Source organism: Streptomyces regalis, assembly GCF_001509475.1.
Taxonomy (GTDB): domain Bacteria; phylum Actinomycetota; class Actinomycetes; order Streptomycetales; family Streptomycetaceae; genus Streptomyces; species Streptomyces regalis.
In genome coordinates this window covers 17,992-41,110 of record NZ_LLZG01000323.1, presented here as the reverse complement: position 1 = coordinate 41,110, position 23,119 = coordinate 17,992, and the positions used below count along the sequence as shown (strand labels likewise).

The 23,119-nt window shown below is 69.8% G+C and carries 21 protein-coding genes; 8 read left to right on the top strand and 13 right to left on the bottom strand.

The window, feature by feature from the left end:
• Window positions 1-35: 35 nt before the first annotated feature.
• Both ADL12_RS27820 and ADL12_RS27815 read right to left on the bottom strand, forming a co-directional pair.
• Entirely contained in the window at window positions 36-455 is a 420-nt protein-coding gene (locus ADL12_RS27820; protein WP_062706515.1) for an organic hydroperoxide resistance protein, read from the bottom strand.
• Between the two features lie 131 nt (window positions 456-586).
• Window positions 587-1,585: an NADP-dependent oxidoreductase gene (locus ADL12_RS27815; RefSeq protein WP_062706514.1), complete on the bottom strand. Its 999-nt coding sequence runs from the start codon at window positions 1,583-1,585 to the stop codon at window positions 587-589.
• 91 nt (window positions 1,586-1,676) lie between these two features.
• Here ADL12_RS27815 and ADL12_RS27810 point away from each other — a divergent pair, with 91 nt between their 5' ends.
• The 3 genes from ADL12_RS27810 to ADL12_RS27800 all read left to right on the top strand — a co-directional run bounded on the left by ADL12_RS27810 (window position 1,677) and on the right by ADL12_RS27800 (window position 5,223).
• Window positions 1,677-2,120, top strand: a complete 444-nt coding sequence (locus ADL12_RS27810; RefSeq protein ID WP_062706512.1) for a MarR family winged helix-turn-helix transcriptional regulator — start codon at window positions 1,677-1,679, stop codon at window positions 2,118-2,120.
• A 102-nt stretch (window positions 2,121-2,222) separates the two neighbouring features.
• Window positions 2,223-4,970 carry a winged helix-turn-helix domain-containing protein gene (locus tag ADL12_RS27805; RefSeq protein ID WP_062706510.1) on the top strand — a complete coding sequence of 916 codons (2,748 nt, stop codon included), beginning with the start codon at window positions 2,223-2,225 and terminating at the stop codon, window positions 4,968-4,970.
• Window positions 4,971-5,025: 55 nt separating this feature from the next.
• A complete protein-coding gene (locus tag ADL12_RS27800; RefSeq protein WP_062706508.1) occupies window positions 5,026-5,223 on the top strand; it encodes a hypothetical protein in 198 nt (65 codons plus the stop codon).
• Window positions 5,224-5,299: 76 nt separating this feature from the next.
• Here ADL12_RS27800 and ADL12_RS27795 read toward each other — a convergent pair whose 3' ends face one another.
• The 4 genes from ADL12_RS27795 to ADL12_RS27780 form a co-directional block, all read right to left on the bottom strand.
• The gene (locus ADL12_RS27795) at window positions 5,300-5,677 is read right to left on the bottom strand and encodes an SHOCT domain-containing protein (protein ID WP_062706565.1); all 378 of its coding nucleotides are present in this window, start codon (window positions 5,675-5,677) and stop codon (window positions 5,300-5,302) included.
• A gap of 169 nt (window positions 5,678-5,846) precedes the next feature.
• Entirely contained in the window at window positions 5,847-6,467 is a 621-nt protein-coding gene (locus tag ADL12_RS27790; protein ID WP_079052316.1) for a GAP family protein, read from the bottom strand.
• A gap of 35 nt (window positions 6,468-6,502) precedes the next feature.
• Window positions 6,503-6,904, bottom strand: a complete 402-nt coding sequence (locus tag ADL12_RS27785; RefSeq protein WP_208614631.1) for an SHOCT domain-containing protein — start codon at window positions 6,902-6,904, stop codon at window positions 6,503-6,505.
• A 312-nt stretch (window positions 6,905-7,216) separates the two neighbouring features.
• Window positions 7,217-7,636, bottom strand: a complete 420-nt coding sequence (locus tag ADL12_RS27780; RefSeq protein ID WP_062706506.1) for a DUF7144 family membrane protein — start codon at window positions 7,634-7,636, stop codon at window positions 7,217-7,219.
• A gap of 166 nt (window positions 7,637-7,802) precedes the next feature.
• On the opposite strand from ADL12_RS27780, the gene ADL12_RS27775 reads away from it, so the two are divergent.
• A complete protein-coding gene (locus tag ADL12_RS27775; protein ID WP_063806744.1) occupies window positions 7,803-9,104 on the top strand; it encodes a cation:proton antiporter in 1,302 nt (433 codons plus the stop codon).
• Here the strand turns inward: ADL12_RS27775 and ADL12_RS27770 are convergent.
• From ADL12_RS27770 to ADL12_RS27740, 7 genes are all read right to left on the bottom strand, one after another.
• Window positions 9,076-10,488, bottom strand: a complete 1,413-nt coding sequence (locus tag ADL12_RS27770) for a DUF2252 domain-containing protein (protein ID WP_062706504.1) — start codon at window positions 10,486-10,488, stop codon at window positions 9,076-9,078. The two genes, ADL12_RS27775 and ADL12_RS27770, sit on opposite strands and share 29 nt — an antisense overlap.
• A gap of 149 nt (window positions 10,489-10,637) precedes the next feature.
• Window positions 10,638-11,525 carry an SCO2400 family protein gene (locus ADL12_RS27765; protein ID WP_062706502.1) on the bottom strand — a complete coding sequence of 296 codons (888 nt, stop codon included), beginning with the start codon at window positions 11,523-11,525 and terminating at the stop codon, window positions 10,638-10,640.
• 224 nt (window positions 11,526-11,749) lie between these two features.
• Window positions 11,750-12,781, bottom strand: coding sequence for a galactofuranose ABC transporter, permease protein YjfF (yjfF, locus tag ADL12_RS27760; RefSeq protein WP_062706501.1), 1,032 nt, complete (start codon window positions 12,779-12,781; stop codon window positions 11,750-11,752).
• Window positions 12,778-13,872, bottom strand: coding sequence for an ABC transporter permease (locus tag ADL12_RS27755; protein ID WP_062706557.1), 1,095 nt, complete (start codon window positions 13,870-13,872; stop codon window positions 12,778-12,780). Before ADL12_RS27755 ends, yjfF begins: the two co-directional genes overlap by 4 nt.
• An 11-nt stretch (window positions 13,873-13,883) precedes the next feature.
• Window positions 13,884-15,422: a sugar ABC transporter ATP-binding protein gene (locus tag ADL12_RS57810; RefSeq protein WP_062706499.1), complete on the bottom strand. Its 1,539-nt coding sequence runs from the start codon at window positions 15,420-15,422 to the stop codon at window positions 13,884-13,886.
• A gap of 154 nt (window positions 15,423-15,576) precedes the next feature.
• Window positions 15,577-16,575 (bottom strand): ABC transporter substrate-binding protein, encoded by a 999-nt coding sequence (locus ADL12_RS27745; protein ID WP_062706497.1) that lies wholly within the window; start codon window positions 16,573-16,575, stop codon window positions 15,577-15,579.
• Window positions 16,576-16,735: 160 nt separating this feature from the next.
• A complete protein-coding gene (locus ADL12_RS27740; RefSeq protein WP_062706495.1) occupies window positions 16,736-17,776 on the bottom strand; it encodes a LacI family DNA-binding transcriptional regulator in 1,041 nt (346 codons plus the stop codon).
• A gap of 765 nt (window positions 17,777-18,541) precedes the next feature.
• Here ADL12_RS27740 and ADL12_RS27735 point away from each other — a divergent pair.
• From ADL12_RS27735 to chvE, 4 genes are all read left to right on the top strand, one after another.
• On the top strand, window positions 18,542-19,705 hold the full coding sequence (locus tag ADL12_RS27735) for a mandelate racemase/muconate lactonizing enzyme family protein (RefSeq protein ID WP_062706493.1): 1,164 nt from the start codon (window positions 18,542-18,544) through the stop codon (window positions 19,703-19,705).
• 31 nt (window positions 19,706-19,736) lie between these two features.
• Window positions 19,737-20,741: a zinc-dependent alcohol dehydrogenase gene (locus tag ADL12_RS27730; protein ID WP_062706491.1), complete on the top strand. Its 1,005-nt coding sequence runs from the start codon at window positions 19,737-19,739 to the stop codon at window positions 20,739-20,741.
• Between the two features lie 122 nt (window positions 20,742-20,863).
• On the top strand, window positions 20,864-21,832 hold the full coding sequence (locus ADL12_RS27725) for a hypothetical protein (protein WP_062706489.1): 969 nt from the start codon (window positions 20,864-20,866) through the stop codon (window positions 21,830-21,832).
• 136 nt (window positions 21,833-21,968) lie between these two features.
• The gene (gene chvE / locus ADL12_RS27720; protein WP_208614630.1) at window positions 21,969-23,081 is read left to right on the top strand and encodes a multiple monosaccharide ABC transporter substrate-binding protein; all 1,113 of its coding nucleotides are present in this window, start codon (window positions 21,969-21,971) and stop codon (window positions 23,079-23,081) included.
• Window positions 23,082-23,119: the final 38 nt, after the last annotated feature.

Genomic DNA, 23,119 nt, shown 5'->3' with positions numbered 1-23,119 from the left:
CGTAGCAACGAACCGTGTCAGACCGGCGTCACGGCTCAGACCAGCGTCACGGTGATGTTGCCGCGGGTTGCCTTCGAGTACGGGCAGACCTGGTGGGCCTTCTCAAGGAGGCCCTTCGCGGTCTCCGCGTCGACGTTCGGGATGTGGGCCGCGATCTCCACAATGATCCCGAACCCGTCTTCGTTCTTGCCGATGCCGACCTTCGCGGTGACGGTCGAGCCGGAGATGTCGGCCTTCTCCTGGCGGGCGACGACGCCCAGGGCGCCCTGGAAGCAGGCGCTGTAGCCGGCCGCGAACAGCTGCTCCGGGTTGGTGCCGGTGCCGCTGCCGCCCATTTCCTTGGGCGGGTTCACGACGACGTCGAGCTTGCCGTCGTCGGTGGCGACCCGGCCGTCGCGGCCGTTCTCGGCGGTGGCGACGGCGGTGTAGAGGACCTCGGACTGCTGGATGGACATGCGGTTGTCTTCCTCCTCGGTCCGCCGCGACTCGCGCCCACGATCGCGACGGATTTCGGAAAGAAGTTACCGCATGCCGAAAATCCAGCACAGGCCTACCGGCAGACGTGCAGGCTGACCTGCAGGCAGACCTACAGCTTGACGATCATCTTGCCGGTGTTGTCGCCGCGCAGGACCCCGAGGAACGCCTCCAGGTTGTTCTCGATGCCCTCGACGACCGTCTCGCGGTACTTGAGCGCGCCCGAGGCGACCCAGGGGCCGACCTCCTGGACGAACTGCGGCTGGAAGTCGTAGTGGTCGCCGACGAGGAGGCCCTCGATGCGGCCGCGGGTCGCGATGAGGCGGGCGAGGTTCTTCGGGCCGGGGGCGGGCTCGGTGTTGTTGTAGACCGAGATCATGCCGCAGATGGCGATCCGGCCGTGGACGTTGAGCTGCCCGATGGCGGCCTCCAGGTGGTCGCCGCCGACGTTGTCGAAGTAGACGTCGATGCCGTCCGGGGCGGCCTCGCGCAGCTGCTCGCTCACCGAGCCGTTCTTGTAGTTGAACGCGGCGTCGAAGCCGTACTCCTCGACGAGGAGCTTGACCTTCTCGTCGGAGCCGGCCGAGCCGATGACCCGGGAGGCACCCTTGAGCTTGGCGATCTGGCCGACCTGGCTGCCGACGGCACCGGCCGCACCGGACACGAAGACGACGTCGCCCTCCTTGAAGGACGCGGTGCGCAGCAGGCCGGCGTAGGCGGTGAGGCCGGTCATGCCGAGCACACCGAGGTACGTCGAGAGGGGCGCGGCGTCCGGGTCGACCTTCACGGCGTTCTTCGCGTCCACCGCCGCGAACTCGCGCCAGCCGAAGAAGTGCAGGACGTGGTCGCCGACGGCGATGCCCTCGGCGTTGGAGGCGACGACCTCGCCGACCGCGCCGCCCTGCATGACCTTGCCCAGCTCGAAGGGGGCGGCATAGGACTTCGCGGCACTCATACGGCCGCGCATGTACGGGTCCACGGAGAGGTACTTGTTCCGGACGAGCACCTGCCCCTCGCCGGGCGTCGGCATCTCGGCCTCGACCAGGGCGAAGTCCTCAGCCTTGGGCCAGCCGACGGGGCGGGAGAGGAGGTGCCATTCGCGGTTGATCATGGGGGCGCGCCTTTCCGGTTTACTTCAGTAGGTGAAACAACCATGCTCCTGAATATTTCAGGATGTCAAGTAACCGGGTTATCCTGAGAGCATGGCCACTCCAGAGAAGACCCGCCGCCCCGATGAACTGACCCTCGAGGTCGTCGACCTCATCGGCGCGGTCGTGGCCCGCTACCACGAGGAGTACGACGAGGCCGCCGCCGAGCACGCGCTGACCGGCGCGCAGGCGCGGCTGCTGAGCCTGCTGTCGCTGGAGCCGCTGCCGATGCGGAAGCTGGCGCAGCGGCTGCGGTGCGAGCCGTCCAACGTGACCGGCATCGTGGACCGCCTGGAGTCCCGTGGCCTGGTGGAGCGCCGCCCGGACCCGGCGGACCGGCGGGTGAAGCTGGCGGCGGCGACGCAGGAGGGCCGGCAGGTGGCCCGCAGCATGCGCGAGTCACTGCGGTTCGCACGGGAGCCGCTTGCGGGGCTCTCCGAGGAGGAGCGGCTGGCGCTGCGGGATCTGCTGCGGCGGATGCTGGGCGTGGACGCCTAGGGTCGGACAGGCCCTGAGCCGTAAGTCGCCAGTTGCGGGTGCCCCGGGGCGGGGTGAGGATCGGAACGTGGTGATGTACCGCTCAAGCATCCGTGAGGTGTGATGAGCGTGAAGGCGCGCTCCGTCGGAGGGGGCCATGGCGATCCCACCTCGAAGGCGGTGACTCCGGACGGTGATCCGGTGCTCGCCGCACGGCTCACGGTGCCGACGGTGCCGGCGACGTTCGTACGCAGGGACCGGCTCGTCGAGCAGTTGAGCGACGGGGCACACAGCCCGCTGACCCTGGTCAACGGTCCCGCGGGGGCCGGCAAGACTCTGCTGGTCGCCGACTGGGTCACGGTCTGCGAGCCGGGGGGCGTCGCCTGGTTGACCGTGGAGCCGCAGGACAGCGCGCCCGGCGTCTTCTGGTCCTACGTCCTGCATGCCTTTCGGCACCACGGGGTCGTCCTGCCCGACGACATCGGCAGCCCGGCCCGGCCCGGCGAGGTGGACCACTCGCTGCTGGCCCGTCTCGCGGCCTGGCTGAACGGCCGGGACAGCCCGGTGACCCTCGTCCTGGACGAGTTCGACCGGGTGGCCGGCGCCGCCGCGGTGGCCGACGAGTTGCAGTTCGTGCTCCGCCACGCCGGCGACGGACTGCGCCTGGTGATCATCAGCCGCACGGAGCCGCTGCTGCCGCTGTACCGCTACCGAGCCGCCGGTGAACTCGTCGACGTCCGCGCCGACGACCTCGCCTTCCGCGCCGAGGAGACGGTGGCCCTGGTCGACCGGCACGGGCTGCCGCTGTCGGCGGAGGCCGCGCGCGTGCTGACCGAACGCACCGAGGGCTGGGCGGCGGGGCTGCGGCTGTGCACCCTGGCTGCGCAGCGGGCCGACGACCCGGAGAGCTTCCTGAAGGACTTCGAGGCCGGGCACAGCACGGTGGCCGACTTCCTGCTCGGCGAGGTGCTCCGCGCCCACCCCGCCGAGACCCAGGACCTCCTGCTGCGCACCAGCATCCTCGAGGAGACGCACCCCGATCTGGCCAATGCCCTCACCGGGCGGGACGACGCGGAGCCGATCCTGGAGGAACTGCAACGGGCGAACGCGTTCGTCGAGCCCATCGGGCACTCCTGGTACCGGCTGCACCCGCTCTTCGCCGAGATCCTGCGGGTGCATCTGCGCGTGCGCCACCCCGGCCTGGAGCCGGAACTGCACCGCAGGGCGGCCGAGTGGCTGAGCCGGGCGGGCCTGCTCGACGAGGCCCTGCCGCATGCGGCGGACGCGGGTGACTGGGAGCTCGCCGCTGCCGAGCTCATCGGCCATCTGGCGATCGGCCGGCTGCTGACCGGGCTGGCCGCCGAGCGGCTGGACGGCCTCTTCGCCAGGATGGCCCCGGAGGCATCCGGGCCCGCCGCCGACCTGGTGCGCGCGGCGCGCGAGCTGGCCCACCACGACGTCGACCAGGGTATGGCGTATCTGCGTCGTGCGGAGGAGAACCTGCCGAACGACGGCGCCGACGGCACCGAAGACGCCGCGGCGGTGCGGTTGAGCTGCGCGGTGCTTCGGGTGCTGGCCGCCCGGGTGGCGGGCTCGGCGGACCTGGCCGAGGCGGCGGCGAGGGACGCCGCGCAGGCGGAGCGGGCTCTGCCGGCCGGCCAGTTGGAACGGCGTCCGGAGCTGACGGCCCTCATGCTCACCGACCTCGGATCGGCCCAGCTGTGGGCGGGCCGCTTCGATGCCGCGCGCTCGACTCTGTCCGCCGCAGTGGACGCCGCCCAGGGGCGCTCGACGGCGTTCGCGCGGCACGAGGCCCTCGGCCGACTGGCACTGATCGACTTCCTGCACGGCCGGCCCGGCCAGGCCGAGGCGCATGCCCGGGAGGCGGTCGCCGAGGCGGAGCAATCGGGGCTGCCGGTGTCCGACCGGACCGGGATGGCCCAGCTCGTGCTGGCCGCCGTGGCCATCGACCGCGACGACCTGACGGCCGCCGAGGGCCATCTCGACCAGGTGGCGGCCACATCCGCCGCTTCCCGTGATCCCATCGTCGCCGTGGAACTGGCGATCCTGCGCTCCCGGATGCTGGTCGCGCGGGGCGACTCCCGGGGAGCCCTGCCGGCTCTCGACGACATGGCGAAGCAGGCCCTGGACTCCGCCGAGCCCTCCCCGTGGGTGAGCGACCGCATCACCATGGCCACGGCCGCGGCGCATCTGGCCGACGGCGATCCAAAGGCGGCGGTGCGGGTCTTCGAGGAACGGGCTTCGCACAGCCCGGAGAGCCTGGTGGCCGAGGCCCGGGCACGGGTGGCCGCGGGCGAGAGCGAACGGGCCCTCGGCATCCTCGACGAACTCCCCGAGCCCGAAAACGAAGGAAAGCCCGGGAACGAGGGAAAGCCCGGGAACGAGGGACCGGTCACCGACGTGTGGGGGCTGCTGACCCGTGCGCAGGCCGTCGACGCGCTGGGCGACACCGCCGCCGCGGAGAGCCTGGTCCTGCGGGCCCTGACGGCCGCCCGTCCGCATCACCTCAGGCGGCCGTTCCTGGAAGCCGGGCCGTGGCTGAGGCGGCTGCTGCTCCAGCGGCCCGCGCTCACCCGCGACCATGCCTGGCTGACCAGCACCCTCTCGCCGCAGCCTGCCGCCCCGCGGCAGCGGGACGAGGCCGTCGGCCCGAGCCCCGAGTCGCTCAGCGCGCGGGAACGGGACGTCCTGGAACGGCTGGCCCAGCTCATGTCCACCGAGGAGATCGCCGCCGATCTGCATCTGTCGGTCAACACGGTGAAGACGCACCTGAAGAGCATCTACCGCAAGCTCGCCGCCACCCGGCGCGGCCAGGCCGTCCGCCGCGCCCGCGAACTCGGGCTGCTGTGATGTGTCACCTCGCCGGGGTGATGCCACCCGGCGCCCGGTCGCCCAGCATGAGTTCATGCGCTACGAGATCCGCGTCGACGGGGAGATGTCGGACGAGCTGACCACGGCGTTCCCCGAGTTGGACACTTTCGTCGTCCCCCACCAGACCGTGATGTACGGCCAGGTCGACGACGAGGCGCATCTCTACGGCCTGTTGATCCGGTTCCAGTCACTGGGACTGCACGTGGCGGAGTTCCGTCGGCTTCCGGAGTGAGGCGCCGACCGCGGGCGCATACGGCAGCGTCCGGCATACGGCACAGTCCGGCATACGGCACAGTCCGTCGTACGGCTCAGCCCGCGAGCACCTTCGCCTTGGCCCGCTCGTACTCGGCGTCGGTGATGTCGCCGTGGTCGTGCAGCCCGGCGAGCTTGGTCAGCTCGTCCACGCGGGTCGGCCGGTTCGCCCCGGTCGCCGGGGCGCCGGTGGCCGCCTCCTGGACGTAGGAGCGGAACGCCTGCTCCTGCCGCTGCATCTGGCGCACGTTGCGCTCGCCCATGCCGCGGCCACGGGCGATCAGGTAGACGAAGACGCCTAGGAACGGCAGCACACAGACGGAGACCGTCCAGCCCGCCTTGGCCCATCCGCTCATGCCGTCGTCCCGGAAGATGTCCCCGATGACCCGGAAGAGCAGGACGAACCACATGACCCACAGGAAGAACCAGAGCATGGTCAAGAACGCGTTGAGCAGCGGGTAGTCCACGGTTGCCTCCACATTCCGGCCGCCGCGATGCCGAGGCGGTACTCGGAGCCTGACGTGCTCCACAGTGCGCCCATCGGCCAGGGGCGGCATCACCCGGAGCGGGTGGAGGGCTGCGGTGAGCCTGTGGCGTGTGGGGTCAGGCGAGGATCAGCACGATGAAGATCACGCAGGCCAGGATGCTGATCAGCCAGCTGTGGGTGTTCAACCAGTCCCGCACCTGCGGCATCGCGGCGGTCACCCGGCGGTGGAACACCAGCAAGGACAGCAACGGAAGCCCGGCGATGAGGACGGTCGCCCCGATGAACGGCAGTGCCTCGGCGAAGTTCGCGTCCGCCTGCGCCAGGTTCGTGCCCACCGTCAGCATGACGACGATGTCCGACGGCATCAGCAGGATGACGAGCAGCCCGACCTTGAGGGCCCGCCGAGGATCCGCCGACATGAGCGTGCCCAGCCATTTCGGCGGCTCGATGGTCTCCCGCCGGATCCAGTTCTTGAGCGCGGCCGCCGCGAGAAGACCGACCAGCACATACTGGATGATTTTGCCGCTCGATCCGGAGTCGCCGGGATCTCCCAGGTCGAAAAGGGAGGCGAGGCCGAGGGCGACGGCTGTGCCGGCGGTGGCGGCGAGGGCGACACCGACGAGGAATCCGACCGACACCCGCACGGGCCGGGGTGTGGTGACGAAGATGATCGCCGACATGATCTGCGGACCGACCATCATGGTCACGGCCAGCGGCAGCACACTCAGACCGTCCACGTCGGCACCCGTCCCCGCGTCAGCTCGTCAGCTCGTCAGCTCGTCAGAACCTTGGACTTGGCCTGCTCGTACTCGGCGTCGCTGATGGCGCCCCGGTCGTGCAACGCGGCCAGCCTGCCCAGCTCGTCCGCCTTGGCGCCCGGCGTCCTGGGCCCCTCCGCGGCGGCCTGCTGGACGTGCGCCCGGAACGCGCGCTCCCGGTCCTGCGCCTGGCGCAGCTCGCGCTCGCCCATGCCGCGGCCACGGGCGATCAGGTAGACGAAGACGCCGAGGAACGGCAGCACACACACCGTCAGCGTCCAGCCGGCCTTGGCCCAGCCGCTGAGTGCGTCGTCCCGGAAGACGTCGACGACCACGCGGAACAGCAGCATCAGCCACATGATCCACAGGAAGAACCAGAGCATGGTCAGGAACACGTTGAGCAGGGGATAGTCCATGATCGCCTCCGCTGGCCGCTGCCGCGACAACCGCGCGGCGCTCGGGGATCCGACGCCTTCACGGTGCGCCGGGCGGTCCACCCAGGCATCACCCCTCACGGGTGGGCTGTGCGAAGACGGCCGCCGCGGCCGCGGCCGACTGCACGGCGGCCGGGAGATGGTCCAGGTAGAAGCGGCGCACGACGACCAGGGCGACGACCTCCACCACCAGGCAGGCGAGGGCGGCGCCCAGCGCGGTACGGGCCGGCGCAGCGAATGCCGTGGCTCGGGCAATGCGCCCGGGCCCGGCGGACTACGGACGGCGAGGTCGTCCTAGTCGGCGAACGTGTCCCGCTTCACCACACACAGCGCCCAGATGATGAACGCGTACAGCGCGATCAGCGTGAGCGACCACACCGGGTAGTACGGGATGGACAGGAAGTTGGCGATGATCAGCAGTGCCGCGACGCCGACGCCGACGACCCTCGCCCACGTCTTCGCCGCGAACAGGCCGAAGCTCACGATCACGGCGAGCGCCCCGAGCGCCAGGTGGATCCAGCCCCAGCTGGTCAGGTCGAACTTGAAGACGTAGTTGGGCGTGGCGACGTAGACATCGTCCTCGGCGATCGCCATGATCCCCCGGAAGACGTCGAGGACCCCGGAGATGAACAGCATCACTCCGGCGAACAGCGTCAGGCCGGTGGCGGCTGCCTGCGCCCCCTCTCGGTACTGGGGACGAGCGGTGGTGCCCATGGCCGACCTCCTTTCCTCACCGGGCTGCGGCGCGCAGCCGTACACCCCCGAGACTGATCCCCGAGGGCCGCGCCCGTCGTCACCCTCGACGGGTGAGGACGCGCCGCCCCGTCCCCTGCTGCCATGGAGCAGGGGACGGGGCGCCAGGCCTGAGGAGGGCGGCGCGATGAGCGATGGTGCCTGGGCGGGGCTGGCGGTGGCGGGTGTCACCGCCGCCTACGCCCTCGGATCGCGCCGGCTGTCGGCCACGCCGGTCACGTCGGCGATCGTGTTCACGGGGAGCGGCGTCCTGATCGGTCCCGCCGTCCTCGACGTCGTCGACATCGAGCACTACGCCGCCCCGATCACGGCTCTGATGGAAGCCGCCCTGACGCTGGTCCTGTTCACCGACGCCATGGCCGTGCGGCGCGGCGACCTGGTCGCGGGCGGCTTCCTGCCTGGCCGGCTGCTCGGCATCGGCCTTCCGCTGTGCATCGGCGCCGGCTGGCTGCTGGCGTGGCCGCTGCTGCCCGGGCTGAGCGTGTGGGAGCTGGCCCTGGTGGGGGCGATCCTCGCACCGACCGACGCCGCCGTGGGCAAGACCGCCGTGACCGAGCCCTCCGTGCCGCCGGTCGTCCGCCACGGCCTCAACATAGAGAGCGGTCTGAACGACGGCCTGGTGCTGCCCTTCTTCATCGTCTTCGCCGCCGGGGTCCCCGGCACGTCCTACGCGCAGGAGGGCGTCGCGGGCGCCTTCTGGCGCTCCCTGCTGCTCAGCACGGCCCTGGGCCTGCTGGCCGGCGACATCGGCGGACGGCTGCTGCGGGCGGCCCGGGCCCGCGGCTGGGTGGCCCGGGCATGGGGACAGGTCTACGTGCTCGCCGTCGCCGTGTCCGCGTACGAACTGGCCGTCCTCACCGGCGGAAGCGGCTTCATCGCGGCCTGGGTCGCCGGGTTCGCCTTCGGGCACACCCTGCCGCACGGCCCGGACCGCACGCCCGAGTTCACCGAGCACCTCGGCGCGCTGCTGGCGTCGATCAGCCTGATGGTCTTCGGGGCGGTGCTGATCGGCCCGGCGCTGCAGCACCTGACCTGGCAGATCGTCCTGTACGCCGTGCTCAGCCTGACGGCCGTGCGGATGCTCGCCGTCGCCGTCGCCCTGCTCGGCAGCGGGCTGCGGTTGCCGACGGTCGCGTACATCGGCTGGTTCGGACCGCGCGGTCTCGCGTCCGTCGTCCTGGCCCTGCTCATCGTCGAGGAACATGTGCCGGGAACACAGACGCTGGGCCGGGTGGTCGCCGTCACCGTCGCCCTCGGCATCCTCCTCCAGGGCCTCTCAGCCGTGACCCTCTCCCAGCGGTACGGCCACTGGTACACGCGCGCCTCCGCCGACGCCGGGGGACGCGGGCTACGTGAGGGTGCGTCCGAGCCGAAGGCGCCTGTGTCCGAGGCGACCCGGGTCACACCGTCGGATCGGCCAGGGCGATGACGCGGCCCTCGGTCACGGCGTCGGTCAGGGCCTGGTGGTCGCGTTCGTTCTGGTCGGCGTAGGCACGGGCGAACTCGACCAGGGCGCGGTCGAAGGTGGTGCCGCGGCCGAGGTAGGCGGCGATGGCGATCGGGTCGCCGGAGCGGGCGTGGGCCCGGGCTAGGGAGGCGCCGCAGATCCGGGCGAACAGGGCGAGGGTCCCGGGGTCCATGGTCTCGGGGCGGGCGATGCCCTTCCAGTCCCGCAACTGCCGTACGTAGAAGTCGCGTTCGCGGCCGTCGATGCCCGTGACGTGCTCCCAGCCGAGGAAGATGTCGGCGGCGGCCTGCATGAGCCGTTGCCCGGCGACCACCCGCTCGCCCTGGTTCTCGTACGGGCTCGCGCCGCAGTGGGGGGCGAGGACCGACTCGCCCGCCTCCTTGGCCTGCAGCAGCAGCGGGTCCTCGTCGTCGCGGCCGAGCAGCAGGATGATCCAGCAACGGGTGCCGACACTGCCGACCCCGACGACCTTGCGCGCCATGTCGACCACGTGGAACCGGCTCAGCAGGTGCCGCCGCTCCGACGACAGGCTGTGGGCGTAGTCGGCGACCAGTTCCCGCAGGGCCTGTGCCAGTTCCTCGCCCTCTGTGCCGGGCAGCAGCTCCGCGAGGGGAGTGATCAAGGGGGGATCCGAGACGATCCGGGGTGCGCCGTCCACCACACGGGTCAGCTTCGCGGCCGCCTGCAGACTCGTCCGGGTACGGGCCTTCGCCGCCGCCCGGGAGGCCCGCCGCTCCTCCTGCTTGCCGGGCGGCTCGGGCAGGAGCGCCGCGATCTGGTCGAAGTCGTCCCGCGCGTACCAGACGTCGAGGGTGCGCAGGCCGGCGAACTCCCGCATGCGCTCGCGGTAGGACTCCACTCCGGCGCGGACCACGCCGTCGGACTCCTTCGCCGGGAACCCGTTGGCCCGGCCGGCGATCACCAGACTCGCGGCGAGCCGCTTGACGTCCCACTCGAACGGGCCCGGCAGGGTCTCGTCGAAGTCGTTGATGTCGAAGACGAGATGGCGTTCCGGGGAGGCGAGGAGCCGGAAGTTCAGCAGGTGCGCGTCGCCGCACAGCTGGGCGAACAGCCCGGTGTGCGCCGCGGCGCCGAGGTCGGACGCCATGATCGCCGCGGCTCCCCGGTAGAAGCGGAACGGCGATTCGAGCATCCGGCCGTACCGGACGGGGACCAGTTCGGGAACGCGGGCGGCGGACTGCCTCTCGATGATGTCGATGGGGTCCGGCCGTTTCTCGTCGGACTCGTGGACGGCGTGGGCGGAGCGCGGCACGCGCGCGCGTGCCTCCTTGCCGAGTGCCGCGCGCTCGGCCGGGGAGAGCGGATCGTCGTGCATCGTGGCCATGACCGGACCTCCTGCCCCGCATCGTCACAGCCCGGCGCACCGGTGGGATCACCCGGAACAGGTGAGGTGGGGCGTCGAGATTCGCGAAGGTGAACGGTTCACGCGCGCCATCGGCTTGCGTGCGTCACCGGCTCACATGCGCCAGCGACTCACGTGCACCACCACAGGAACCGCTCACACGTCTCCGTCGGCTTCGGGTCCGGGGTCGGGACCGACGCGGTCGGTTCCTCCGTCGGCGCCGGGTCCTGCGGCCCGGACGTGGCGGTGGGGGCCGAGGTGGACGTGCCGGAGCCGCCGTTGCCGGTCGTGGCCGACGGGGCGTTCTTGTCGGGGGTCTTGTCCTCGTCCTTCTTCTTGTCGTCCTCGCTCTTCGGCGACTTCGAAGCCGAGGGAGACGTCGAGGGACCCGGGGACGGTGAGTCCGTGCGCGTCGTCCCGTCCGTCGCGCCCGGAGACGCGGACACCTCCTCCGACGCCGCACCCTCCGCCGACTCGTCCCCTGCCGCCGCCGGCTTCGGGCTGGAGCCCGGGGCATCCATGCCGAGTTCCGCGAGGCTCAGACCCCCGGCGGCCAGGACGAATCCCGCGGCGATCAACAGGGCCCGGCGACGGCGGCGCCGGTGCGCGGCAGCCTTGCGATCACGACGGCTCACGCCGCCCGCGGACTCCTCCTCGTCGTCGTCCAGGTCGTCGAGATCGTCCAGCTCGTTGCGGTCGTCGTCATTCTCCGGCTCGTCGTCGTAGCCGTCCCGACCGTCGTCGCTGCCCGCGTATGCGTCGCCGGTGCCGTCGTCGCCGTCCCGGTACGCGCCCTCCTGGGCGGCGTACTCGTCCCGGTACTCGCCACCGCCGTACCCGGCACCACCGTACTGGCCCTGCACGGCCGTCTGGGCGGGTATCTGCTGGACCATGGGAGACATCTGCGGATACGCGTCACCCGCGCTCGCGTACACGCGTAGCTCGTCGATCGCGGCGCCGCACCCGGGGCAGGCGAGGGCGCCATTCAGGTGCCGTCGGCACGGGTGGCAGTAGTCCATGACGCGGGAAGACTAGATTCCGCACAGGGATCGTTCCTAGAGCCTCTCGTGAAGATTATGTGCGGAACTGGTCTTTCCGGATTACTCAGTTGAGGTCAAGCCAGACCATTCGCCGCGATCCCTCCGCCGCCGGGTTCCGTAAAACGCCGAGCGGTCCGTCGCACGGCAGGCGTGTGACGGACCGCTCGGGTGACGGGCCGCGTCGGTGCGGAGCGCCCTTCGGGTCAGGTCTGCTTACGGGCCGTCATCGCCCGCTGGATCAGGATGAACGCGCAGAGCAGCACACCGGTGGCGATCTTCGTCCACCAGGAGCTGAGCGTGCCCTCGAACTGGATGATGCTCTTGATCAGGCCCAGCACGAGGACACCGAACAGGGTGCCCAGGACGTAGCCGGAGCCGCCCGTCAGCAGCGTGCCGCCGATGACGACCGCGGCGATCGCGTCGAGTTCCATGCCGACGGCGTGCAGCGGGTCGCCGGACTGGATGTACAGCATGAACAGCAGGCCGGCCAGCGCCGAGCAGAAGCCGCTCATCGTGTACACGGCGATCTTCGTACCGCCCAGCGGGAGCCCCATCAGCAGCGCGGACTGCTCGTTGCCGCCGACGGCGTACACCCGGCGGCCGAAGCGCGTGTAGTGGAGTATGTAGAAGGCGGCGGCGAGGACGACCAGGGCCACGATGGCGCCGATCGACAGCTCCCCCAGTCCCAGCGAGACCCGTGTCTGGGCCATGCTGCTCACCGTGGAGTCGCTGATGGAGATGGACTCCTTGCTGATGACCAGGCAGAGGCCCCGGAAGAGGAAGAGGCCGGCGAGGGTCACGATGAACGGCTGGATCTCGAAGTTGTGGATCACATAGCCCATGAGGAAGCCGCCGAACGCACCCACCGCCAGAGCGAGCGGGATGACCAGCAGCAGCGGCAGACCCTGACGCTCCACCAGCCATGCCGTGAACATGGTGGTGAAGCCGATCAACGAGCCCACGGACAGGTCGATGCCCCCGGACAGGATGACGAAGGTGGCACCGACGGCGGCGACCAGCAGATAGCCGTTGTCGATGAACAGGTTGAGGAAGACCTGCGGTTCGGCGAACCCGTAGTTCTGGTACCGGCTGAGACCGGTGATGTACATCGCGAGGAACAGGGCGGCCGTGACCAGGACGGGCAGCCGCCGGTCGCCGAGCAGGCGGGTGACCGCGGACGCCTGGGACGCCGTACGGCCTTCCGGCACCGTGGGGGTCTTGGTGGTCGCACTCATCGCGACACCTCCATCTTCGGGGCGGCGTCGGCGGCGGGAGTGGCCGGAGCCGGGGCGGCGGCCCGGCGCAGCCCCTTGGGACCGTTGGCCCCGAAGACCTTGGCCCGGAACTTCGGGGACTGCAGCAGGCAGACGATGATGACGACGACGGCCTTGAAGACCAGGTTGGTCTGGGTGGGCACGCCGATGGTGTAGATCGTGGTGGTCAGGGTCTGGATCACGAGGGCGCCGACCACCGTGCCGCCGATCGAGAACCGGCCGCCGAGCAGCGAGGTGCCGCCGATGACGACCGCGAGGATCGCGTCCAGCTCGATCCACAGGCCGGCGTTGTTGCCGTCCGCGGCCGAGGTGTTGGAGCTGATCATCAGGCCCGCGATGCCCGCGCACAGGGCGCAGAACATGTACACCATGATCTTGATGCGCCGGGACCGGATGCCGACCAGGCGGCTGGCCTCGGCGTTGCCGCCGACCGACTCCACGAGCAGGCCGAGCGCCGTACGGCGGGTCAGGGCCACCGTGACGGCCACGACCGCGGCCACCACGAAGATGGAGAAGGGCAGGGTCAGCCAGTAGCCGCCGCCGATCAGCTTGTACGGCTCGCTGTTGATGGTGATGATCTGGCCGTCGGTGATCAGCTGGGCGACACCGCGTCCGGCGACCATGATGATCAAGGTCGCGATGATCGGCTGGATGCCCATCCGGGCGACCAGGAAGCCGTTCCACAGGCCGCAGACGACCGCCGCCACCAGCCCGATGCCCATGGCCAGGAAGACTCCTGCCAGGGCGTTCTGATCGGCCTGATCACTGATGTACGAGCAGGTCAGGGCGCCGGTGATGGCGACCACGGCGCCCACGGAGAGGTCGATGCCGCCGGTGGCGATGACCAGGGTCATACCGACCGCCACCAGGATCAGCGGCGAGCCGAACAGCACGATCGAGACGAGGCTGCCGTAGAGGTGGCCGTCCGTCATCTTGATCGCGAAGAAGTCGGGTGTGAAGGGGACGTTGACGAGCAGCAGGGCGATCAGGACCGCGACGGGCCAGAACAGGTTGTGGTGCGTCAGCGCTCGCCATCGGGAAGTCGTGGCCACGGATGGGGTGCTCACTGGTGTTCTCCGCTCGCGATGGTCTCCAGGATCTTGCTGGTGGTGATCTCCGGCCCGTTGGTGAGCCGCGCGACCAGCTTGCGGTCGCGCAGTACGCCGATGGTGTGGCTGAGGCGGAGGACCTCCTCCAGCTCGGCCGCGATGTAGAGCACGGCCATGCCGTCCTCGGAGAGGGACACCACGAGCTTCTGGATCTCGGCCTTGGCGCCGATGTCGATGCCGCGCGTGGGCTCGTCGAGGATCAGCAGTTGCGGCTGCGTGATCAGCCAGCGGGCGAGCAGCACCTTCTGCTGGTTGCCGCCGCTCAACTGGCCGACTCTGGCCTCGGGGTTGGCGGGGCGGATGTCCAGCGCCTTGATGTACTTGGCGACGAGTTCGTCGCGCTGGGCGGCCGGGATGGGCCGGGTCCAGCCGCGCGCCGCCTGGAGGGCGAGGATGATGTTCTCCCGCACCGTCAGATCGGGGACGAGGCCCTCGGTCTTGCGGTTCTCCGAGCAGAACGCGACTCCGGCACCGATGGCGTCGTTCGGGGCGCTCATCGAGACCTGCTTGCCGCCGATGGTCACCTTGCCGCTGTCGGGCTGGTCGGCGCCGAAGAGCAGCCGGGCCAGTTCGGTGCGGCCCGAGCCGAGCAGCCCGGCGAGGCCGATCACCTCGCCCTTCTTGATCTCCAGGTCGAAGGGGGCGATGCCGCCGGCGCGGCCCAGCCCCTCGGCCTCGAGCAGGGTCTCGCCGACGTCGGAGCGCAGCTGGTGCTCGTGCAGCTCCTCCAGCTGGTCCAGGGCCTTGCCGATCATCAGCTCGATCAGCCCGACCTGGTCGAGGTCGCGGACCATGTGCTCGCCGACCAGGGTGCCGTTGCGCAGCACGGTCATGCGGTCGCAGATCTCGTAGATCTGGTCGAGGAAGTGCGACACGAAGAGGATCGCGACGCCCTCGTCCCTGAGGCGCCGCATCAGGCGGAACAGTTCGAGGACCTCGTCGCGGTCCAGGCTGGAGGTGGGTTCGTCCAGGACCAGCACCTTGGTGCCGGAGCCCTCTCCGTCGCTGTCGCCGGTGCCCACCGACCGTACGATCGCGACCAGTTGCTGCACGGCCAGCGGGTACGAGGACAGGGGCGCGGTCACGTCGATGTCGAGGCCGAGCCGGTCGACCAGCTCCGCGGCCTCCTTGCGCATCCGCTTCCACTGGATGCGGCCCCCGCGCGTGGGTTCACGTCCGATGAAGATGTTCTCCGCCACCGACAGGTTGGGGCAGAGGTTGACCTCCTGGTAGACCGTGCTGATGCCGGCCTGCTGCGCCTGCAGCGGGCTGCCGATGTGCACCGACTTGCCGTCGAGGGTGACGGTGCCGCCGTCCAGGGAGTAAACCCCGGTCAGCACCTTGATCAGCGTGGACTTCCCCGCGCCGTTCTCGCCCATGAGGGCGTGAATCTCTCCGGGGAAGAGCCGGAAGTCGACGCCCGACAGAGCCCGTACCCCCGGAAACTCCTTGACTATGCCCGTCATCTCCAGAACGGGCCTCGGCTCTGCCATACCTCTCCTAGTGAGGGGGACCCACCGGCTTTACCCGGTGGGGGAACTCAGTCCGTGTTGGGTGGTTACGCCCCGTATCGAGCTGCTGCAGGCCCACAGGGCCTGGCCGACCGGGCTTCGGCCGGCCAGAGGCTCCTAGCGGTGGGTGCGGTGGTCAGTACTTGCGGGTGGGGAGCGCGTCCTTGGCCTGGTCCTGCATGAAGTCGCTCTCCTCGGTCTTGATCCAGCGCTCGACCGTTTCGCCGGCGTGGACCTTCTTCACGACCTCCATCAGCTGGGGGCCGAGCAGCGGGTTGCACTCGACAATCGCGTTGATCTTGCCTTCGGACATCGCGATGAAGCCGTCCTTCACGCCGTCGACCGTGACGATCAGGATGTCCTTGCCGGGCTTCTTGCCGGCCGCCTCGATGGCCTGGATGGCGCCGATACCCATGTCGTCGTTGTGCGCGAACAGCACGTCGATGTCCGGGTTGGACTGCAGGAAGGCCGCCATGACCTGCTTGCCGCCGGCGCGGGTGAAGTCACCGGTCTGGCTGACGACGATCTTCCAGTCGTCGGCGTGGTCGGCGTCCATGACCTCCTTGAAGCCCTTGGCACGCTCGATCGCCGGGGCGGCACCGGTGGTGCCCTCCAGCTGGGCGATCTTCACGGGGCCCTTGTGACCGGCCTTCTCCAGGACCTTCTCCAGCATCTTGGCGGCGCGCCGGCCCTCGTCGGTGAAGTCGGAGCCGACCAGGGTGACGAACAGGGACTCGTCGCTTTCGACGGACCGGTCGGTCAGGACGACCGGGATCTTCGCGGCCTTGGCCTCGTTGAGGATGGCGTCCCAGCCGGTGACGACGACCGGGGAGAAGGCGATGACGTCGACCTTCTGCGCGATGTAGCTGCGGATCGCGGAGATCTGGTTCTCCTGCTTCTGCTGCGCGTCGGAGAACTTGAGGTTGTAGCCCGCCTCCTTGGCGGCCGACTTCACCGAGTCGGTGTTGGCGCTGCGCCAGCCGCTCTCGGAGCCGACCTGGGAGAAGCCGAGGGTGATCGTCTTGCTGCCGCCGGAGGAGCCGGAGGTGCCGCCGTCCTCCTTGGCGCAGGCCGCCAGGGTGCCCGCAGCCGCCACGCCGATTGCCGCGGTGAGGAAGTTCCGTCTGTTGAGCATGTGTCTTCTCCTTTGAAGAGCCGGTCCGGGGATGGGCCCCTGGGACTCGGTTGTCACTCGATGAGACCGGCCGGCCGCGGCGCGTCCAGCCTGTCGATCATTGTTCGAAATATCGGTCATATGAAGGCGGATGGAGCGCCGGCGAGGCGCCGGTCGAGCGTCAGCCGGGCGCCGCCCCCGACTGCGGGATGTACGGGAACGTACTGGCACGGACGACGAGTTGGGGTTCGACCGTGGACGTCCCGGACGGGGTCCGGCCCTCGATGAGGTCCAGCAGCAGGGCGATGCTCCGCTGGCCCACGGTCGAGAAGTCCTGCCGGACGGTGGTGAGGGGCGGGGCGAAGAACTCCGACTCCGGGATGTCGTCGAAGCCGACCACCGCGACGTCCTGGGGAGTGCGCACCCCCGCCTCACGCAGGGCCCGCAACACCCCCAGTGCCATCTGGTCGTTGGCGACAAAGACGGCGGTCAGCCCCCTGCCCACCCAGCCCGCCAGTTCCTGGCCGGCCCGGTAGCCCGACAGCGGACTCCAGTCCCCGCGCAGCGGCATCGGCGGTTCGACGCCGGCCGCCTCGAGGGTCTCCCGCCAGCCGACGGTGCGATCCAGCGCCTCCTGCCAGGACTCGGGTCCGGCGAGGTGCCAGACCGTGCGGTGGCCGGCGGCCAGCAGATGGCCGGTGGCCAGCCGCGCGCCCAGATACTGATCGACGTTGACGCTGGGGATCTCGGCGCCGGACCCGGTGCCCACGGCCACCACCGGGAAGGGGTGGCGGAGTTCGGCGAGGGCCTGGACGGCCGAGCGCTGCGGGGCGAGGGCGATCACCCCCTCCACCCCGCCCTCGCTGAGCCGGTTCAGCGCCTCGGCGAGGGTCTCGACCGTCAGCTCGCGCAGGCTGACCGTGGAGACGAGATACCCCTGGGCTCGCGCCGCCTCCTCCAACGCGAACAGTGTGCTGGCCGGCCCGTAGAGCGTGGTGCTGGAGGCGACCACTCCGAGGGTCCGGGTGCGCCGGGTGGCGAGTGCCCGTGCGGAGAAGTTGCGGCGGTAGCCCATCTCCTCGATCGCACGCAGCACCTTGGCCCGGGTCGCGTCCCGCACATTGGGGTGATCGCCCAGTACGCGGGAGACAGTCTGGTGGGACACACCGGCCAGGCGTGCCACGTCGGCCATGGTGGGCGGCCGCAACTGCGAGTGGGTCACGGCCGCACCTCCTTGGCGGTCGTCTGCCGATAAGACCTGTTCCGCGGGCGGACGGATCCGCTCGGCCGGCTTCACGCCGGGGTTCCGCAACGCCCCAGGACACGAGGCGGTAAGGCGAGTTGGCGCACTTCGGGCACGACGCTCGCACCTCCTTGGATTCCGCGGGACGACGACTGGTGAACGCGGACGTCATTGTGAGCGCTAACAATTCATGGCGGTCAAGAGGGCTGCGCCAGGTCGGTCATCACGGTTGCATAACGCGCCGGTCGCCGAGTGTCACCGAGGCGGCCCGTTCCGACGCGCGTCCCGGCCGGCAACACCCCTTGGCCCGAACACGTTGACGCGGGCCGCCCGCCACCCTGAGCCGGGGCGGCGCGAGGGCCGATTCGCCCGCCATGACCATGTTTCGACAGCTCCGGCCGCGCGGACCGGCCACCGCCCGCCCCACCCCCCACGGCCGGAATCGATCGGTCGACGCCCGTCCCACGTGGACCGCCGCCCCGCCGGAACAGCCCACAATCCGCCTTGGACGGGCGAACATCCGGGTCATCACGCGCACAATGAGTGCCACTTTTCAGGCCTCAAGTGCCGGACATTTCCCCCCATTTACCCCCACCCCGACCGCCGAACCGAAACCGTTACCCGTTCGACCCATTGACACTCCAACTGGGTCGTCCCTACTGTCGCGACAGAATTTCGAACGCCTTACGAAATCTCGAACAGCCAGACTCGAAGCAGTCAGACTCGAAGAGGACAAGGAGTACCGTGCGCATCACGGGAATCAGCACACACGTGGTGGGAACGCCGTGGCGGAACCTGACCTACGTGCAGGTGCACACCGACGAGGGACTCACCGGAGTCGGCGAGACCCGCATGCTGGGCCACACCGACGCACTGCTCGGCTACCTGCACGAGGCGAAGACCAATCACATTCTCGGGTCCGACCCGTTCGCCGTCGAGGACCTGACACGCCGCATGAAGTACGGCGACTACGGCCGGGCCGGCGAGATCGTGATGTCCGGCATCGCCGTGATCGAGATGGCGTGCTGGGACATCAAGGGCAAGGCCCTCGGCGTCCCCGTCTGGCAGCTGCTCGGCGGCAAGGTCACCGACAAGGTCAAGGCGTACGCCAACGGCTGGTACACCACGGAGCGCACCCCCGAGGCCTACCACAAGGCGGCACAGGGCGTCATGGAGCGCGGGTACCGGGCGCTCAAGATCGACCCCTTCGGCACCGGCCACTTCGAGCTGGACCACCAGCAGAGCCTGTACGCCGTCTCGCTGATCGAGGCCGTGCGCGACGCGATCGGGCCGGACGCCGAGCTGATGCTGGAGATGCACGGCCGGTTCTCGCCCTCCACCGCCGTCCGCCTCGCCAAGGAGCTGGCGCCCTTCAAGCCCGCGTGGCTGGAGGAGCCGTGCCCGCCGGAGAACCTGAAGGCGCTGGAGAAGGTCGCCGCCAAGGTCGACATCCCGGTGGCCACGGGTGAGCGCATCCACGACCGGATCGAGTTCCGGGAGCTCTTCGAGAGCCAGGCCGTCGACATCATCCAGCCGGACGTCGGCCACATCGGCGGCATCTGGGAGACCCGCAAGCTCGCCGCCACCGCCGAGACCCACTACACGCTGGTCGCCCCGCACAACGTGGGCGGGCCGGTGCTGACCGCCGCCTCGCTCCAGGTCGGCTTCACCTCACCCAACTTCAAGATCCTTGAGCACTTCAATGACTTCGCGGACGCGGAGATCAAGAAGGTCGTCAAGGGCGCCCCCCAGGTGAACCCCGAGGACGGCTGCTTCCACCTGTCCCACGAGCCCGGTCTCGGTGTCGAGCTGGACGTGGACGCGGCGGCGGAGTTCCCGCAGCAGCAGGCTCGCTTCGACCTGTGGGCCGAGGGCTGGGAGCAGCGCAAGCCCAAGGGGGACCAGTGAGCACCCGCCGGTCCGGTTCCAGGGGGCTCCAGTGAGCGCCGCCGTGGTGATCGAGGCTCCGGGCCGGCACCTGCTGGTGCCGCACGAGCCTCGGCAGCCGGAGGCCGGCGAGGCCCTGGTCCGGGTGCACGCCTCCGGGATCTGTGGCAGCGACCGTGAGGTCTTCCAGGGCAACCGGCCCGAGGGGTACGTCCGTTACCCCCTCACCCCGGGCCACGAGTGGTCCGGGACGGTGGCCGCGGTCGGGGACGGCGTTCCCTCAAGTCTCGTAGGCCGCAAGGTGGTTGGCGAAGGCTTCCGCAACTGCCAGGTGTGCGACCGCTGTCACGCGGGCGAGACCACGCTGTGCACCGCGGGGTACGAGGAGACCGGCTTCACCCAGCCGGGCGCCATGGCCACCACGCTGACACTCCCCGCCCGTCTGCTGCACGTTCTCCCGGACGACGCGGATCTGACGGCGGCGGCGCTGCTGGAACCGGCCGCGTGCATCGCGGCCGCCGCGCTCAAGGCGAGGGCCGTTCCCGGTGAGCGGGTCGCGGTCGTGGGCACCGGGACGCTCGGCATGTTCGCCGTTCAGTTCCTGAAGGCGGCCTCACCGGCCGAACTGCTCGTCGTGGGCACCCGTCCCGACCGGGCCGAGCTGTCCAAGCAGTTCGGCGCCACGGACTTCCGGACCAAGGACCAGCACCTCCCCGACGACTTCGACGTAGTCATCGAGACCGCCGGGTCCGCGGACGCGGCGCGCACCGCCGCCGCACTGCTGCGGCGTGGCGGGCGGCTGGTCCTGACGGGGATCCCGGCGCCGGGCGCGGACGGGCTCGACCCGACGGATCTCGTCGTACGCCAGCTGGAGGTGCACACCGTGTTCGGCGCGGCGCCGGACGCCTGGGCGCACACGGTGCGGGTCTTCGGGGCCGGGCTCCTCGATCCGCTGCCGCTCGTCACCCACGAGCTGCCGCTGGAGCAGTTCCCCCAGGCCATCGAGCTGGTGGGGTCCGGCGACCCGACGGTCGGAAAGGTCCTGCTGCGGCCATGACCGCCCCCTGAGCCGTACGCCGGTACGGGGTACCTGACGACTCCGTACCGGCGTACACCCACAATCTTGCTGTACCCAGAGCTGCGAACCCAGTCCGAAATATCGAACGCGAAGGACATTCAGTGACCGACACCACTGCCCCGGCATCGCGCCGACCCGGCGAGCAGGCCCTCGCCGCGCTCGGCCTGGGCGCGCCCGCCCTCGACCCCTCCGACGCCTCCCCGCACACCTTCCCCGGCGGTGGCCGCTGGCGCACCGAGGTGCCCTCCGTCGAGGGGCCCGAGGCGCTCGCCGTGGTCCTCAAGGAGTCCTCGCGCCTCGATGTGCCGATCCACCGGATCAGCCAGGGCAGCGGCATCTGGATGCTCACCGACGCCGAGATCACCGAGATGGTGGAAGCCACCGCCGAGCGTGACATCGAGCTCTGCCTCTTCACCGGCCCGCGCGGCACGTGGGACATCGGCGGCTCCACCCGTACCGACTCCAAGGGCGGCGGGCTGCGCGCGCGGGGCCATGACGCGGTCGCCGGGTGCGTCGAGGACGCCGTACGCGCCACCGAGCTGGGTGTGAAGTGCCTCCTCGTCGCCGACGAGGGTGTGCTGTGGACGCTGCACCGGGCGCGGGTCGCGGGGATCCTTCCGGCCGACACGACGCTCAAGGTGTCGGCTCTGATCGGTCCGGTCAACCCGGCGGCGTACGCCGTGTACGAGAACCTCGGCGGCGACTCGATCAACGTGCCGAGCGACCTGACGCTCGATCACCTCACCGAGATCCGCCGGGTCTCCGCCGCCCCCATGGACATGTACATCGAGGCCCCGGACGACCTCGGCGGCTACATCCGGATGTACGAGGTCGCCGAGCTGATCCGGCGCGGCGCACCGCTCTACCTGAAGTTCGGCCTGTCGAAGGCTCCCGGGATCTACCCCTACGGGAACCACATGCGGGACCTCACGCTGTCCACGGCCAAGGAACGCGTACGGCGCGGCCGACTGGCCCTGGACCTGCTCGCACGGCACGGAGCGGACGGCGACATGGCGCCGCTCGGCTCGCGGCTTCCGGGCGCGCTGAAGCGGTTCGGAAATCCCTCATAACGAACCGGCCAACTGTCTTCACAGAAGACGACGCAGTCACACAGAATCCACCACATCTCTCTGGCGTCCTTTCGGCTCATGAAGTGCCGTCCCCGCCAGAACGTTCCAGGCCTTCAAGACATCAAGGATGATGATCATGCGCACTCGCCGAGCCGCACTCGCCGCCATAGCCGGAGCCGCCTCCCTCGCCCTCACCCTGTCCGCCTGTGGCCAGAGCGGTGAGGGCGGCAGCAAGGACGACGGCGGGGACACCAAGGGTGGGACGATCGGCATCTCGATGCCGACCAAGTCCTCCGAGCGCTGGATCGCCGACGGCAAGAACGTCGTCGCGGACCTGGAGTCCAAGGGCTACAAGACCACGCTGGTCTTCGGCGAGGACGACCCCGCCAAGCAGGTCTCGCAGATCGAGAACATGATCACGCAGGGCGTGAAGGCCCTGATCGTCGCGGCCATCGACAACAAGTCGATGAACAACGTGCTCCAGCAGGCCAAGGACGCCGACATCCCGGTCATCTCCTACGACCGTCTGATCCTCGGCACGGAGAACGTCGACTACTACGCCTCCTTCGACAACGAGAAGGTCGGCGAGCTCCAGGGCAACTACATCGTCGAGAAGCTCGGCCTCAAGGACGGCAGCAAGAAGGGCCCGTTCAACATCGAGCTCTTCGCCGGCTCGAACGACGACAACAACACGCGCTACTTCTTCGGCGGCGCGATGAAGGTCCTGCAGCCGTACATCGACAAGAAGCAGCTCGTCGTCAAGTCCGGCGAGACCGACATCACCAAGGTCACCACCCTGCGGTGGGACGGCGCCACCGCCCAGCGGCGCATGGACGACATCCTCACCAAGGACTACAAGAGCGGCAAGGTCGACGCCGTCCTCTCGCCGTACGACGGCATCTCCATCGGCATCCTCTCCGCGCTGAAGTCCGACGGCTACGGCTCCAAGGACAAGCCGCTGCCGATCGTCTCCGGGCAGGACGCCGAGGTCGCCTCGGTGAAGTCGATCATCGCCGACGAGCAGTCGATGACCGTCTACAAGGACACCCGCGAGCTGGCCAAGGTCGCCTCGAGCATGGTCGACGCGCTGCTGAACGACAAGAAGCCCGAGACCAACGACACCGAGACCTACGACAACGGCTCCAAGGTCGTCCCGGCGTACCTCCTCGAGCCGGTCGCCGTCGACAAGACCAACTACCAGAAGGTCGTCGTCGACTCCGGCTACATCAAGGAAGGCGACCTGAAGTAACGACGGAATCCCCGACCCGACCCTGATTGGAAGGCACG

What these genes read in the sequence shown, in the direction of transcription:
- ADL12_RS27800 (WP_062706508.1), top strand. Translation starts at nt 5,026, where the DNA reads ATGCGCTACGAGATCCGCGTCGACGGGGAGATGTCGGACGAGCTGACC.
- ADL12_RS57810 (WP_062706499.1), bottom strand. Translation starts at nt 15,422, where the DNA reads ATGGCAGAGCCGAGGCCCGTTCTGGAGATGACGGGCATAGTCAAGGAG.
- ADL12_RS27780 (WP_062706506.1), bottom strand. Translation starts at nt 7,636, where the DNA reads ATGGGCACCACCGCTCGTCCCCAGTACCGAGAGGGGGCGCAGGCAGCC.
- ADL12_RS27820 (WP_062706515.1), bottom strand. Translation starts at nt 455, where the DNA reads ATGTCCATCCAGCAGTCCGAGGTCCTCTACACCGCCGTCGCCACCGCC.
- ADL12_RS27745 (WP_062706497.1), bottom strand. Translation starts at nt 16,575, where the DNA reads ATGCTCAACAGACGGAACTTCCTCACCGCGGCAATCGGCGTGGCGGCT.
- ADL12_RS27805 (WP_062706510.1), top strand. Translation starts at nt 2,223, where the DNA reads ATGAGCGTGAAGGCGCGCTCCGTCGGAGGGGGCCATGGCGATCCCACC.
- ADL12_RS27765 (WP_062706502.1), bottom strand. Translation starts at nt 11,525, where the DNA reads ATGGACTACTGCCACCCGTGCCGACGGCACCTGAATGGCGCCCTCGCC.
- ADL12_RS27770 (WP_062706504.1), bottom strand. Translation starts at nt 10,488, where the DNA reads ATGGCCACGATGCACGACGATCCGCTCTCCCCGGCCGAGCGCGCGGCA.
- chvE (WP_208614630.1), top strand. Translation starts at nt 21,969, where the DNA reads ATGCGCACTCGCCGAGCCGCACTCGCCGCCATAGCCGGAGCCGCCTCC.
- ADL12_RS27785 (WP_208614631.1), bottom strand. Translation starts at nt 6,904, where the DNA reads ATGGACTATCCCCTGCTCAACGTGTTCCTGACCATGCTCTGGTTCTTC.
- ADL12_RS27810 (WP_062706512.1), top strand. Translation starts at nt 1,677, where the DNA reads ATGGCCACTCCAGAGAAGACCCGCCGCCCCGATGAACTGACCCTCGAG.
- yjfF (WP_062706501.1), bottom strand. Translation starts at nt 12,781, where the DNA reads ATGAGTGCGACCACCAAGACCCCCACGGTGCCGGAAGGCCGTACGGCG.
- ADL12_RS27815 (WP_062706514.1), bottom strand. Translation starts at nt 1,585, where the DNA reads ATGATCAACCGCGAATGGCACCTCCTCTCCCGCCCCGTCGGCTGGCCC.
- ADL12_RS27775 (WP_063806744.1), top strand. Translation starts at nt 7,803, where the DNA reads ATGAGCGATGGTGCCTGGGCGGGGCTGGCGGTGGCGGGTGTCACCGCC.
- ADL12_RS27795 (WP_062706565.1), bottom strand. Translation starts at nt 5,677, where the DNA reads ATGCTCTGGTTCTTCCTGTGGGTCATGTGGTTCGTCCTGCTCTTCCGG.